Annotated in this window: 13 protein-coding genes; 3 read left to right on the forward strand and 10 right to left on the reverse strand. The window is 48.1% G+C overall.

Annotated features, from left to right (window positions below):
- Positions 1 to 4 precede the first annotated feature (4 nt).
- The 9 genes from G6Q48_RS17575 to mobH all read right to left on the reverse strand — a co-directional run bounded on the left by G6Q48_RS17575 (position 5) and on the right by mobH (position 9,061).
- Complete coding sequence (locus G6Q48_RS17575; RefSeq protein WP_166267790.1) at positions 5 to 1,099, reverse strand: TraK domain-containing protein; 1,095 nt, start codon at positions 1,097 to 1,099, stop codon at positions 5 to 7.
- A gap of 168 nt (positions 1,100 to 1,267) precedes the next feature.
- On the reverse strand, positions 1,268 to 1,858 hold the full coding sequence (locus G6Q48_RS17580; RefSeq protein ID WP_052219381.1) for a TraE/TraK family type IV conjugative transfer system protein: 591 nt from the start codon (positions 1,856 to 1,858) through the stop codon (positions 1,268 to 1,270).
- Complete coding sequence (gene traL / locus G6Q48_RS17585) at positions 1,855 to 2,142, reverse strand: type IV conjugative transfer system protein TraL (protein WP_042847251.1); 288 nt, start codon at positions 2,140 to 2,142, stop codon at positions 1,855 to 1,857. Before traL ends, G6Q48_RS17580 begins: the two co-directional genes overlap by 4 nt.
- A gap of 69 nt (positions 2,143 to 2,211) precedes the next feature.
- Complete coding sequence (locus tag G6Q48_RS17590; RefSeq protein ID WP_042847254.1) at positions 2,212 to 3,039, reverse strand: DsbA family protein; 828 nt, start codon at positions 3,037 to 3,039, stop codon at positions 2,212 to 2,214.
- The gene (locus tag G6Q48_RS17595; protein WP_042847256.1) at positions 3,039 to 3,329 is read right to left on the reverse strand and encodes a hypothetical protein; all 291 of its coding nucleotides are present in this window, start codon (positions 3,327 to 3,329) and stop codon (positions 3,039 to 3,041) included. The genes G6Q48_RS17590 and G6Q48_RS17595 overlap by 1 nt, the downstream gene beginning before the upstream one ends.
- Before the next feature lie 88 nt (positions 3,330 to 3,417).
- Complete coding sequence (locus G6Q48_RS17600) at positions 3,418 to 4,068, reverse strand: DUF4400 domain-containing protein (RefSeq protein WP_042847258.1); 651 nt, start codon at positions 4,066 to 4,068, stop codon at positions 3,418 to 3,420.
- Complete coding sequence (locus tag G6Q48_RS22885) at positions 4,061 to 4,438, reverse strand: hypothetical protein (protein ID WP_052219382.1); 378 nt, start codon at positions 4,436 to 4,438, stop codon at positions 4,061 to 4,063. Before G6Q48_RS22885 ends, G6Q48_RS17600 begins: the two co-directional genes overlap by 8 nt.
- Entirely contained in the window at positions 4,435 to 6,387 is a 1,953-nt protein-coding gene (gene traD, locus G6Q48_RS17610; protein ID WP_226617175.1) for a conjugative transfer system coupling protein TraD, read from the reverse strand. The genes G6Q48_RS22885 and traD overlap by 4 nt, the downstream gene beginning before the upstream one ends.
- 13 nt (positions 6,388 to 6,400) lie before the next feature.
- Positions 6,401 to 9,061 carry a MobH family relaxase gene (mobH, locus tag G6Q48_RS17615; protein WP_166267792.1) on the reverse strand — a complete coding sequence of 887 codons (2,661 nt, stop codon included), beginning with the start codon at positions 9,059 to 9,061 and terminating at the stop codon, positions 6,401 to 6,403.
- Between the two features lie 147 nt (positions 9,062 to 9,208).
- On the opposite strand from mobH, the gene G6Q48_RS17620 reads away from it, so the two are divergent.
- The 3 genes from G6Q48_RS17620 (at position 9,209) to G6Q48_RS17630 (ending at position 11,910) form a co-directional block, all read left to right on the forward strand.
- A complete protein-coding gene (locus tag G6Q48_RS17620) occupies positions 9,209 to 9,784 on the forward strand; it encodes a hypothetical protein (protein WP_042847265.1) in 576 nt (191 codons plus the stop codon).
- A 35-nt stretch (positions 9,785 to 9,819) separates the two neighbouring features.
- Positions 9,820 to 10,746 (forward strand): thioredoxin domain-containing protein, encoded by a 927-nt coding sequence (locus G6Q48_RS17625; RefSeq protein ID WP_052219383.1) that lies wholly within the window; start codon positions 9,820 to 9,822, stop codon positions 10,744 to 10,746.
- A gap of 156 nt (positions 10,747 to 10,902) precedes the next feature.
- Positions 10,903 to 11,910, forward strand: a complete 1,008-nt coding sequence (locus G6Q48_RS17630) for a hypothetical protein (protein WP_052219384.1) — start codon at positions 10,903 to 10,905, stop codon at positions 11,908 to 11,910.
- Positions 11,911 to 11,945: 35 nt separating this feature from the next.
- Here G6Q48_RS17630 and G6Q48_RS17635 read toward each other — a convergent pair whose 3' ends face one another.
- The gene (locus tag G6Q48_RS17635) at positions 11,946 to 13,421 is read right to left on the reverse strand and encodes a 3'-5' exonuclease (protein WP_042847267.1); all 1,476 of its coding nucleotides are present in this window, start codon (positions 13,419 to 13,421) and stop codon (positions 11,946 to 11,948) included.
- Positions 13,422 to 13,501 lie beyond the last annotated feature (80 nt).

Genomic DNA, 13,501 nt, shown 5'->3' on the forward strand with positions numbered 1-13,501 from the left:
TTTATTACTCCGCTAATTTAGGACGTACAGAATCATCAACCTGTGCCTGCTGTGACTGATTGCGAATGACAAAGTAGGCTTCAGTCTTTTGGCCCGGCTGGAGCGTGTTCCGGCTCCAGAGTGCGCGCGCGGCGAGGTTAGGGTGAGTGCAAAGTGACTCGTCTACCGTGATGGTAGAAGCGCCGGTATTCTGCGCAACGCCCACGATGACACTGAACTGACTGCCCTGAATATATTGGCCGCCAGCAAAGCTGTATTTGATATTGTCCTGCGCTGTACCTGTGCTGAAGTTACAGTTTGGAATGCTATGACCAGAGCCTAAATTGCCCATTGCATAGCCAGGAGGAATATCGCCCAACGCAACAGCCCGAAGAATGTTTCGGATCGTTTCGACGTAGTTGTCTTTCTGCTCCCATTTACGAGCTTTGGCTTCGTTACCGCCGTACATCACCCCTGCTGACTGCGCATGCCCCGCTCCGGCCGGAGCATTACCGACTTTACGCGAAAGCATTAACGAAGCTTGTACTGGTGCAATCTTTTGCGGAACCAGAGACAAAGACAGCGCGACACTTTCGTCACCTTTTTCGCTGATATACAGTGCGACCGGATTGGTTGAGGTCGTTGAAACATAGATCACATTGCCTTGTACGCTGACTTTTACGTCAGTCAGTTGCAAGCGCTTCACTGTTGGTCTCTCGAACGGCGTCACGATACGGTTAAGCTGGCCGAGAGAAATCGGGATCAGGGTATTTACGCCGGGCTCTACAATCAGATCCTGGCGAGAAGGGATGACATCATCAGTTAATCGGACAGGCTGAACAATGGCGTTAGGGACCGGTTGGACGTTAATGCCGTCTACGGCAGGATTATCACTGGAACTGGCATTGGTTGATGCGCCCGCAGTTGCTGTGTGATTACCTTTTTTCGATGCAACGACAACAGGCTCTTCAGATGCAGAGTCCCCAGAACGCTGGAGTACGACGCCGTTATCGACTGACAGTGTATTGCTATTAACGTCAAGGCCATTCGCAATGGATGGCCCGGCGGTGATTGACGCAATCATCAGCGCCAATATTTTAACGTGTTTACTATTCAACATTTGTTCCCCCGAACAGTGACAGACGCAATACACAGGAAGTTACCGCGACGGTTTTGTTAATGCTGCTCACTTTGTTTACCTAGCTTTTACGTCATCGTAAAAGCGCTCAATGTGGTTATAACCCGCACGAGGCGGGTGACGAAATTTACGGGACAGTGTTCCCTGGATTTATTTGTCGCCTTTTTTGTCGCTCGGCAATTCGGCTTTACCTTGCTTGATGTTGATAAAGGTCAGCACAGGTCGGTAACCTTTCACATCAATTGTCATTTGGAACGTAACGGGCTTCACGATAGGGTTACCGGCGATCCCTTCAAGACCTTGACTGCCTTCTACGAAGTAGGTGCCAGGGGCTTTGGGGTCGTGGTATACGCGAGTCGGTGTAAAGCTCAGACTGATACGATCACGCTTAATCTGGTCAATCTGGTCATCAATGCGCTTCATGACTTGCGTGTAAATACCCGCATCCAGGAATGGGCCGATAGATTTCTTCAGCATGTCCACTGACTCAGGTGTTGCGTTACCCATAGAGTTAGCCAAATAGATAGCCCATGCCTGCATGTAAGGCTGTCCGGCCGTCTTTTCATCTAACCAAGTGGTTTCGGTCAGGTTGGGTGGAACAATGGTCACGATCTGTGAACGGTTCATTAATGTGCTGGAGAGAATGCCGATGCAGATAATCGAAACAACCAACACCAGTTTCAGCGTGGTGTTTTCGCCTTTCATGTTCAGCAAACCCTTTTTAAAATCTTTGCTCTTCATACAATAAATTCCCGGTCGAATGCGTTAGGTACAATGGTGCTTTTCCCGAAAGAAACACCGAACTTCCAGTAACACAGATGCAGAAAGTATTTTTCTGACGCCTTTTGCAGAAAGCTGCCATAGAACCGAGTGATCACGATGCCGATGAGTGACATCGTAAAGATACGGCCCGTAAAGACCCCGATACCCAGGAAAACGAAAAATGGCATCGCTTCATCAACGCTCCAGAAGAAGAACTTCGGCGGATCATCGACAGAATGCGAGATGTGGACTGGCTCACTCATTCTTACCCCCAATTATGAATCGAAATACCCGAACCCCTTCGGGTGCTTTAACACAATGCCCGGACTCTTTTACTTCTCACCCCCTTGGGCCAATTGCGCCATCATTTGCATCAGGCCTGTCCCGTTGACCGAGCCTTGCACCATTGCCGATTTATCGCCGTACACCACGATGTTTGCAGGCGTTTGTTGAATATTGAGTCGCGCGGCCTCTTTCACATCTTCCGCAATTTTTGCGCTTGGGCGAGCGGCGTTAACGCACTCAATAATGCGCTGCCCATCCAGCCCATTGTTTTCAGCCAATTTGTCCAATGGCGTTGCCATACCGTGACCGTCGGAGCGGGTATCCGCAAAAATAGCCCGTGCCATCTTATAAAATGCCGGATTTCCACCTTGCTCTGCGGCACATTCAGAGGCGAGAGATTCGGTGCGTGATGCCTGGCCGTGTACCGGAACGTGCTTGAACACCATCGCGATATTGCCGGACGAGGAATCCACCAGATCCATCATTTGCGGGAAATGGGTTTTGCAGTACGGGCATTCAAAATCGGAATACTCAATGACGTAAAACTGTGCGTCAGGATTGCCGTAAATACGCTCACTATCTGTAGACGGCGCGTAAGACTCAGACGGTTTTTTACCGGTACTGAAGCCAATCGAATTTGCCCCTTTAGACTGTTCGTTGACTTTTAGCCCAGAGGCCGCAATATAACGGTCGAACGCTGCTTCCAAATCCCCCCGATTACTGATGACATTGCGCTGCATATCAGCGACAACGGCCAAGTCGTTAAGCAGGCGCGTTTGTTTATCCAACGTGTAGGCGACGAACCCCGAAGTGGCGATCATGACAGCCAATGGAATGCCATAAATGACGCTTTTCAAACCTGTACGCTTAGCCATTAATAACCTCGGGATTGCTGTAATTGTTCAGGGACGTAAACCATGTCAGGTTTCTTTATTGCCCCGCGTTTTTTCATTTCTTCCTGCTGGGCTTGTAGCCGTGGCAACAATACTTCAGCCATTTCACGGTCCATCTTGTCCCGGTCGGTTAAGTAGCTGGACTTGTGGAGGACCGTATTCAACTCGTGGATCTGCTCAGACTTATCAGTAAGCAGAACACCCGCGCCCAGACAGACTGAAAAGGCAATACACAAGAGTCCGGACAGATAGACGTGCTTCAGTTCATTCATAGTTCACCTCGGGGGATAATTTACCATTCCGGTTTTGGCGCTGATAATGAAAAGCACCGCAAAACGCGGTGCTTTTCGGGGGAGGAATTTAGATGCGTTTTGGAAGGTTACTGATGAGCAACGAACTGCCTATTGGGATCATCACAATCATGATGAGGGCACCAATCATCGGCGGTACTGGCAGAGGGACAAACAGTGACAGCAAAATACTGTAAATCCCCCAACCAATCAGCACCATGCTGCGGCGGTTAAGAAACGGTGACGAATAGGCAAACGTGTATCGCTTAGCGTTCCAGCGCATGATCCCAGCAAAGAGAGAGGGAAGTGTGACCACAAGCATGTACGGAAGCCAGTATATATTCAGGGTCAATCGATACACGATCATATAAAACCAGTAATTCAGGTTTTCGGCCATGTTTCGGAAGATGGAAGCGAAAAGGAAAAGTGGACCACCTTGATTTGCCATATCGGATGAATCGAGCTCATAGAAGTCACGCAAGAAGCCATCCACTCCAGTATTTACAAAGAATGAACGGTAGTTTTTGTTGACGTCCGAGATCACTGGTGTGAAATCCGTATCGCCGATCAATCGCTGGCCCCAGGCAACTTCTTTTTTCACGTTCTCGTAAAAATACGAGGCCGGGAAAAACATGGAAATGACGAACAGTATTGCCGTACTGAAGATGATAATCATCTTTATCGTCTGGGGCCATTTCTCTTCGGTTAATTGGTCAAGCATGTAAGATCCTTAATGCGAGTTTATCCGCCACCGCATTAATGAGCTCGCTATTCAGCCTGCGGGGTAACTGACTTGTAGTTGCCAGCTCGTTGAACCCTATTTTTCCGCCAAGGTGCTCGGTGACGAAATTAGCCAACGTAATGAAATAAACCGCCAGGCGTTCCCAGTCATTTAGAGGGCAATCAACCTGTTGGTTATATGCCATCACCGAGGACTGCACCGCATCGGCCACCAGCCCCTTAGTCAGGGTGCTAGGCAGTAAGGAGATGAGTGATTGCGTAATAGGCTCAACACACGGCCACACCAGCGTTAAGCTGTCATACGCGTTGCAATCTTCTTTACGTAAAAAATAGGTTTTCATTTTGATCATGACTTTTTACCCCCAACACGAATACGCGACTTCTCACCCCGAACTTTCTTCTCGTACAGTTTGAGGAACTTCAGGGCTTTCTTACTGGCCTGGTTGAAGGCCTTATCTCCCTTCGGTGACATAATGATGGGCACTTTACCTTTGACGATTTTGTTCGCCTGGTTAATTGCCATAAATTCAAGGTTTGGTAACCAGCCCAGCAACGGAGAAGGGAACAACTCGCCTTCTTCTTCCATAATGCGTTCACTGACCGAACCAGAGATCATTTCAGGGTCAGCACCAGCACTGGAGCCATGCCCGCGCATGACATACTTGAACTTGGTCATTGGTACACGCTTCATGACGGCCTCTTGCGCATCAGGATCGGGGGTACGCAACGCAGTAAAGTGGTTGGTGTTGGTGACGATTTGTTTCATCTTGGCTTCAGACCCCAGGCGCGCCTCAAAGTCGCTGGTGGACTGAGATGAAATAAATAGGCGGAAGCCCGCGCCACGGGTTTTGTTCAACATCTTGATCACTTGATCGTTAATGACCTCAGCAGCTTCGTCGATAAGAACCATCACTGGGGCCAGGTCATCCCCGCGTGGTTTCATAAAGTTGTACACGTCCGCTGACACACTGGTGATGTCTGACAAGAAGATAGAGCCCACCGCCGAACCAGTTTCTGCATCCGCTAAGGAGTCTAGCCCCATGTACAGCATGCCTCCGGTTGTGATGATGTCGCGCACGTTGGAGATAGGGCGGAAGTCATTCAACTGGGATTCATCGTCACTGTCCGGGGATAGTAATTCAGCCATGAAACCCTGAGTCAGCTGGCTGAGGATAGGCATCACGTTGAGGATCATCTTCTGGAAGTGCTCACGCTGGTGGCCGAGCATATCCAGCCCTGCTTCAATGCTTGGGAAGCTGCGGTTTGCTTTGATGTCGTTGCGGTAAATTTCGGCGCAAATATCAGCGATTTCCTTTGGCCCCTTCGCTTTGTTTGCATAACGATCCATGCGCATGGCGAAAATACGGTCAAAGTCATCTTCACCGAGCACCTGACGGCCAATTTTGGTCACTGATTTGATGATGAGATCAGCCAGAGATGATACATCCGACCCCAACTGGGTTTTCACGTTCTTGAGCGTGGGTTTCAATTCGCAGATTTTCATCAGTTCTACGACTGTGGTTAAGGACATGATACCGAACGATACGAACGGGTCACTGGTGCCATCGGCACGCTGGATAACGGATGTAATACGGTTAGCTACTTCACCTGCACGAGTGTAGTTGGTGATCGGAGAAATGCGCGCGGATTTCTCCGGGTGCGCCAGCGACATGTAGTTGAATTTATCTTCGCGGTTCACCAAACGCAGACACATTTCCATCCAGTCAGCCAACTCTTCATCGTTTTTCGGGTCGATGAGAATGAGCGGTTGTTTCTTCAGTGCTGCCTGAAGGATGAGCAACTTATAGTATGTTGTTTTACCTGAACCGGTTGTACCGGTCACCAGGGTATGCAATGACAGCAGATCTTCAGCGACTCGTATCCATTGTTGCTTTTCACCAAGCGCATGGATCCAACCCAAACCCATGAAGTTTTCTGGCACCTTGCTAACGAACTTTTTGATGTCGCGCTTGATGAGTTCGGAGGCTAACTGACCTTCAGGTTGACCCCATTCAAAACCATACCCCAGCAGGTAGCTGTCGGGGAATTTCATCATGACATCAATAACGGATTCCAACTCCATTTTCAGAACGTTAGGCTTTCGCTTTAACCGGCTCTTATGCTTGTAAATATCCCATGCGGAAGGTACGGAACGAGCCGCATAGGCCGCTTGTACCGCAACAGCCAAATAACAAGGAACCGCAGGCATATTGAATGCGGCATTGACCGCCAGTGAGGCAGCAATCCCCACACCCCAGCCTGCAATTTCCAGCGCCTCAAAGTTGGGACGCCAGCGCATGTTATAACTCCACTCACTCATTATCATTCACCATGAAATTTTGAATATTGCTGTTAACGAGGATGTAATCGACACCAGTACGGGTCACGTAGTCGAAATTATCGATCAGTACCTGTTGGAACTGATTTGCGTTGATGTTCAGATCTTGTGCAATACGGCGTTTTTGCAGCGAGGACAAGGCGATCACTGGGTCGCCATTGAACGCAGTTTTATTTGCCCCTTTGGTGGCAATGGCGCGATAGACTTCGGTCATATCCACACTGATGTCGGTCAGGTCAAACGGACTTAGGCTGGCACGATAACGGTGACCTGAAAGCTGGTCGATGTCAGTATTGAGCTCTTTACGCAAGTAGAAACACATTTGCGAACGATGGGTGTAATACTCGCAAGGAGCCTCCATAAACGGATACCAGATCCAATCTGCATCCCGCATCGGTTCGAAGAGTGAGTCCTCAACCCCGTTCTCCAGGATGATGCAGCAGTGGCCGCTTTCATGGAAAAGGGCAGACTGATTCGCGGCCACGTAGGACGCGAGTTTGTCCTTGGCAAGATCTGAGGCATTGCGGAACAATGGGCTTTGGTCTTGGTGCAGTGCAGTCAGTTGTTCGGTACCAAATGCCACCTCGTTATTCTTGTTGTAGCCAAAATCATTTTCCGGGGTCACTGGCGTAAAATTCCCATTGTCCACTTCGTCCTGTACGCGTTGGATTTTTGCTCTTGCATCAGACATAGGGTCGATAGCCGGTTTTTTCTCAACCAGATTCTGTTCGTCATTTTGATACCCATCAGCGACAGCGTGGTTTTTGAGAGTCTCCCACAAAGATAAGGTTTCACGGTCAAACTCTGGCTCCTGATAATGCTCTGGCTCCGACATGATTGGAGGGGGCATTTCGGCAGAGGTATCTTGCTTGCTCAAAACGTCTTTCAGGCTCCGTTGTTGTGGCCCAACTTTGGCTATTTTTGCTTCGGGCGAAGAGGTTTTAACAGGCTGACTTTGTTCAATTGGAGTCTGGAATGCTACCCCTGGTTTTTGATTAGCCAATTCCGCTTGTGCTTTGGCTTTCGCGTCCTGACGGGCATTCACTTTTTCGTAGTCAGCATCAGACAGAAGATTCAAGTGATGCAGTAGCTCGTGGGCGTTATCAGAGGTCACCGGATTCGAGGCTCCAAACATATTATCCAGCGGATTGTCATTCTCATCCGGCAGCAGAGTGCCACCTTTCAGGATTTCAGGATCGACGTCAGCCGGAATGCTGTTTTCACGCGGCTCTTTATTCCCCACGAAAGGACGACTTTCTTTCAGCATAGGGATGTTTTTCCCTTTACTGGTCTGGAATTCACGCCATTCGCTCTCAATTCGGATACGGGAGGAAATAGGCAGCGGCTCCATTGTGTCCACAAACAGAACGTCCGGAGAGATTAGACGCAGGCAACTCAGCGCTACTTTCGGCTCTTTACTGTTACGCGAATCGCGGTCATTCATGATGTGTGGGGCAATTCGCCAATATGCGGTATCTTCGTTTTTATTTACGTTCGGAATGCACAATTTGTAGCTCATCATCAGATCAGCCAGACTGTTGGCCGACTGCGGGATCACTGCACCGGACTTCTTCACGGTGTTGGTGATGTCTTTGACCGCAGTACCCCAAACGATAAACACGCCATAGGTGGTGACCCAAATCGGGTTGCCGGGTTTGTTGGGTTGCCACACTCCTTTCTTAAGTAGGTGGCGCATGGCATCTACGATGCGTTGGACCGCAGGCACACCCGATTGCGTTGCACGTACCGCATCACCGCCGTAGCGTTGCAGGTCGTGGCGGACAGAAATAACGTCAGATTCCTTCACAATTTTAAGGATCTTGTTTTTCATTTCAGGGGCGTTTTCTTCAGTGGCATCCAGGCGAACGGTACTCACGGCCATTGCCCGAGTCAGCTCGTTATAGATGTCGTTGCCTTCGCTCAGCAGGAACTCATGCAGGATTTGCGGCATGATCATCATCATCATGGCGGTGGTGCTGGAGTGGTGCTGCTGGTGGCGCGAGCTCTTCCAAACGAGGAAGTAACGTTCAATTTTATTGGCTTTTGCCCATTCATGGATCGGGGTGCGCCCCGGAGGCCAGTGATAGGTGCCGGATTTGTCCCAGACTTCGTAATCGGTAAACGGCTTGCCAATGTCATGCAGAAGGCCCGCTGTCGCAATCGCAAGACGCCAGGCCAACATGCGGCTGGATTTCACCACGGGCATTTCCATCGAATCGAATTCAATGTTTTTGGCTTTACGGATGCTCTGGAAACATACTTCAAGAGAATGGCGCATCAGTCCACTCTGCGCTCGGTGGTGGTGGTGTTCCGATGCAGGGAACAGCTGCACGAAGTTCGCAAAGCTATCAAGCATCGGCATCATCAGCTGCTCAAATTCGCTATCTCGGATATTCAGTTCGCGTTTAATGGCCTGGATCATATCGGTCTGCTTTTCACGCAGAATGTAGCTTCCCGGTATCAGTGCTGGAAAACCAATTTCGGCAGGCGGGTAGCGCAAAATGTCACCCCGTACAACCATTGAATCCACACCGTCGCGCATAGAGTCGATTTCTTCGAGGGTCTCCAGGGGGATGTTAATCTCGCTCTGTTCCTCATTTTTTTTGCCAAACAGCGTTTTGATGATCTTCAGCATTTAAAGCTCTCCGTTGTAGTGCAAGTACGATAACCCATGACTGGGGGTGTGCAGGAACGAAAAGGCCATCGTTTTGTCGGCTAAAACGGTAACTGGCAATTTTAAAAAAAAGGATAATGTCTGTGCTTTCTAACCGGAGAAGAAGTGATGAAAACCCGTAAACGTTTCGCATTGCCATTGTTGGCAACCTTAGTCATAGCCACCTTGACCGGGTGTGCAGCGGATGAACCAAAGGCCCCTGAACGCACCTATGTTGATGAAACGCAGGTGACGGTGGTCAAGGCGACTTACCCTGAAGGCTATGAGTTTTCAGAGTCTTACTACAGCACTGAACGTGGCGGTGCTGCACTGCGCCACCCAGGCTATGAGCATACGCTTGTGAGCCCATATGCCGTTCATGACCAAACGGGTAAGCGGTATGTTGCACACGATCTGGACACCCAGATTTTACTGACCAGTGTATCCAGCAGTGCCTATGCTAACGGCCCGCGCGGGACATTTACTCAGTCACCCAGGTTCTGCGATGAAAATTCGTTCATGCTGCCGAACAATAAGCAAACTGCCAAACGTGGCGAGTACCTGCAAATTAAAGAGCGTTATTGCTCTACACCAGGTTACCGTCTGAGCCAGCATGAAATTGACGTGCTGACCCGTGGCGAACCGGAAGAACTGCGTCAGTATCGACTCAAGATGTATGTCGATAACCAGTTCACCAAATTTTAAGTGACTAATTAATTCTTAAGTGGGGTAAGAAAATAATGTCCAAGCAAGTCAATAAAATTCAAGTCGTTGGGCCAATTGCAATTGGCGTGATGATTGCTGTGTCAATGGGCGCAAGTCTTTACACTGCCGTGCAAACGAGCGCCATCAAGACCAAACTTAACGCGCTTCAATCGCAGGTGGTTGAAGTCGAAAACTTTAGCAAAAGCATATCCGCAAGTGTTGAGGGGCACTTTGCGCAGTTGGCTAAATCCGGTGGTGGTGGCGTTGGTGCTAACGGTGATGTTAAGTCGGCGGTACAAGCTGCGTTAGCCGGTTTGGAGGAAGATAAGCTGGCAGAGAAACGCGCTGAACTATACAAAGGCTGGGAACAGGTCAGTGTCAACAAAGACGGGCGCTACATCTACGGTAATCCGGACGCACGATTCACGCTGGTGAATTATGAAGACCTGGAATGTCCGTTCTGTAAGCAGTTCCATAAGACGCCGAAATATCTGGTCGATACGGCCAATAATGGCGCGGTGAACTGGGAATGGCGTCACTTCAACCTGGCTTTTCATGAGCCAATGGCAACCAAAGCGGCAATGACAGCAGAGTGCGTGGCAGAGCAAAAAGGACCGAAAGGCTTCTGGGGTGCGACCAACTACTGGTTTGAGCACACGCAGGGCAATGGCAAAGGCTTTGAAGACAGCGCAGGCATCCCTGCATTGTTTGAGCTGGATAAAGCAGCGTTTGACACCTGTATGCAGGATCCGAAAATCATCCAGCGCATCAAGCGTGATATGGATGCCGGTACCAAAGACGGCGTAAACGGGACGCCAACTACCATCGTGATCGACAACAAAACCGGTGAACGTGAAAGCATTGTCGGCGCGAGACCATTCGCAGGCTTCGTTGACGTCATTGAGCGAATGGTGAAAGGTGGTTTAGAGAAAGCTCCCGCACCGGCACAGGCCAAAAAATAAATGTTGATGCCCGGTTTCGCCGGGCATTTTTTAATGTTCATTGAGTATCCCAGAAAAGCCATTGATTTATTCTAAAGGTTATTAAAATCTTCCGTCTCAAATCGTCTTAAATGTTGATATAATTAGTCATTAAAACATTAATTATAAGTGGAATGAATGGAAGGCGAAAAGGAAAAAGTCAAGATTTTCTATTCTTGGCAATCAAGCTATGACGAACGCAAAAATAGGTTCTATATTCGTGATGCTTTAACAAAAGCAGTGACGCATCTGAATGAAAAACAATCAACATTCATATATGAATGGGATCAAGCCACGGATTACTCATCAGGAAGTCCTGACATTTTAGCAACTATATTGGCTAAAATATCGGCATCACAAATCGTGATTAGCGATGTGACAGTGATACCTCAAAATGGGACACCTAAAAATGAATTTCCAAATCCTAACGTTATGTTTGAACTGGGTTTTGCAGTTGCAAAAATAGGTTGGGGGCGAATAATTACTTTGTTGAATAGTAGCGAAGGGCATGGCCCCAAAGACCTACCATTTGACATCAATAAGCAGAGGGTTTCACTATATAATTCGAATAGAGATGACGGAAAGAAAAACCTAGAAAAGTTACTTATATTCGCCATTGAATTGATCACCTCTAATAACCCTGCATACCCTAATGAATCTGACCCAGCCATAACAGAAAAAATCAAGCGCCAGAGTGATATTAATACCCTGACCGGTTTAATGAATTATCTCGATACAAATATACTTGATTATTATTTTGAGGCATTGCCTAACATAATGTATTTTGATGGCTCAACCTGCTGGGAATCATTTAGAGCGATATTCAAGTCAAGTGCATTTTATTTGTATGACACTACAACTTTCAAAATACTGAACAATATTTATGAAAACTGGAGTCAATTAGTTGAAGCTGGTCAGTTTTTTTATGATCATCACCAGAATGGACTTGATTATATATTTCCAGGGAGAAAAAGGTACGAAAGCAGCGATGCTCAGATGGCTTGGGATGTTATTGGCTCGCTTTCAATGTCATTGCAAATGGAATTGGCTTCTTTAATAGAGAATTTAAAAAATAAATTCCCAGAGATAGATATTAATAAAACCAATAGTGAAGGCAGAAAAGATATCATCCGATCAAGACCTTAGTCTTATTGAATAAAGGCCCATTACGGGCCTTTTCTTTACACGATAATGATGGATTCGTTTCGTTCTCGCCTATGGTTATATTGTTCCAGCAGCTCCATCATTGAGCCATTAATGTTGATGCGGCTCTGTGTGCGGGTAATCGCGACATAAAGCAGGTTCATCTCATCAATAATGCTTTGTTTCGATTTCTTCATCATCAAAGCTTCAATAATGCTTGGGTAATCATCATTGAGGATAACGTTATCCCATTCCATGCCCTTGGATGTGTGAGCCGTGGTGATAATAAGATCAGCATCTTTGTGGGTACGAGCCTCATTCAGGCGCATCGTATCGACCATGCCGGGGATATCAACGTAGTTTTCCATCAACCTGATAGCCCGCATCATGTTCGTGTCTTTGGTCGTTTCGGCAATCTCCTGGAAGTTGGCCCAGTTACCGTAATCTGTCAGCACCCGAGGGTTTTTAATAGCTTCATAGTTACTTGTTTTCATGGCGTGAAGATCAAGCAACTCCCCCAGATTGTACTTACCGATACCACCATTCCACATGACACGCTTCCCCATCAGGATAGCCTCATAGGCAGAAGAAATGACTCCCATGTACGTTCGTGAGATAACAGCATGGAAGCCATGTTCGGCGATTTCATGAGGCTGACAAACTTCATCCAGCTTACCCAACCCTACAAGTGGGTGGGTTTCGCCAATCATGGATAAGACCACATTGGCAAGAGCTGCAACCATTGGGCCAAAGCGGAAAGACTTTGTCAGCCTGAGGACTGACGCGCCTTTTTCTTCAACAACGTCCAGCGCATTCTCTGCACCACGCCAGCGGTTAATCATTTGATGCTTATCGCCGACAAATAACTTCGCACACTTGTTATTGAGCACAATATCGAGTGTCACGGGGTTGGCGTCCTGAGCTTCATCGAACAGGATAATGTCATAGACCGAATCCAATGCAGGGTTAGACATCTGATAAAGCTTCAGTAACGTGTTATTCGTGCAAGGCACGTCAGATTCCTGATCGATTTGTTGCTTCCAGATCCGACGCGCTGCGCGCAATGCCGAATCCACGCGTGAAGGTGGGATTTTGTCAATGTTGCCGAGATCTTTTAATACGTGGGTCGTGTTAATTTCATAGTCAGCTGAGTTCATAAAGTGTGAAAGGCCATTGATAGCCAGTTTGACCACGCGCCAATCCTCTTCCTCCATCAGATCGCGGTACTCTTTAACCTGAATATTCAACTTTGTTTTATGGCGATAATGCTTAAAGCGTGCAGCGGCCAGCGCATGAGAGGTTTTGCACTCCACGTTTTTAGGGAATTTTTTCTCCGCCTCTTCACGGATAGACTTATTGAAGACCAAGTAAAGCATCTTCTTGTCTTTATGCGTGTCGGCATAGACCTTTAGTGTGAATGTTTTGCCCGAGCCTGCATAGGCCTGCACGCAAACCATCGATCCGGGCTCAGCCTTGTAGTCGATAATCCTCTGTTGCTCGTCAGTTGCTGCCATGAGCCTTCCTGTCGGTTGAAATGGACATAAATGGTACGATTTATACAACCGAGTTGGCACAAAAAAGGAGAGCGGATCGG

The organism is Providencia sp. M-27, assembly GCF_011077905.1.
Taxonomy (GTDB): Bacteria; Pseudomonadota; Gammaproteobacteria; order Enterobacterales; family Enterobacteriaceae; genus Providencia; species Providencia huaxiensis.

Bases quoted from the DNA above. Each gene is read 5' to 3' on its own strand.
- traL (WP_042847251.1), bottom strand. From the start codon at position 2,142: ATGAGTGAGCCAGTCCACATCTCGCATTCTGTCGATGATCCGCCGAAG.
- G6Q48_RS17600 (WP_042847258.1), bottom strand. From the start codon at position 4,068: ATGCTTGACCAATTAACCGAAGAGAAATGGCCCCAGACGATAAAGATG.
- G6Q48_RS17620 (WP_042847265.1), top strand. From the start codon at position 9,209: ATGAAAACCCGTAAACGTTTCGCATTGCCATTGTTGGCAACCTTAGTC.
- G6Q48_RS22885 (WP_052219382.1), bottom strand. From the start codon at position 4,438: ATGATCAAAATGAAAACCTATTTTTTACGTAAAGAAGATTGCAACGCG.
- G6Q48_RS17625 (WP_052219383.1), top strand. From the start codon at position 9,820: ATGTCCAAGCAAGTCAATAAAATTCAAGTCGTTGGGCCAATTGCAATT.
- traD (WP_226617175.1), bottom strand. From the start codon at position 6,387: ATGCGCTGGCGTCCCAACTTTGAGGCGCTGGAAATTGCAGGCTGGGGT.
- mobH (WP_166267792.1), bottom strand. From the start codon at position 9,061: ATGCTGAAGATCATCAAAACGCTGTTTGGCAAAAAAAATGAGGAACAG.
- G6Q48_RS17580 (WP_052219381.1), bottom strand. From the start codon at position 1,858: ATGAAGAGCAAAGATTTTAAAAAGGGTTTGCTGAACATGAAAGGCGAA.
- G6Q48_RS17590 (WP_042847254.1), bottom strand. From the start codon at position 3,039: ATGGCTAAGCGTACAGGTTTGAAAAGCGTCATTTATGGCATTCCATTG.
- G6Q48_RS17635 (WP_042847267.1), bottom strand. From the start codon at position 13,421: ATGGCAGCAACTGACGAGCAACAGAGGATTATCGACTACAAGGCTGAG.
- G6Q48_RS17630 (WP_052219384.1), top strand. From the start codon at position 10,903: ATGGAAGGCGAAAAGGAAAAAGTCAAGATTTTCTATTCTTGGCAATCA.
- G6Q48_RS17595 (WP_042847256.1), bottom strand. From the start codon at position 3,329: ATGAATGAACTGAAGCACGTCTATCTGTCCGGACTCTTGTGTATTGCC.
- G6Q48_RS17575 (WP_166267790.1), bottom strand. From the start codon at position 1,099: ATGTTGAATAGTAAACACGTTAAAATATTGGCGCTGATGATTGCGTCA.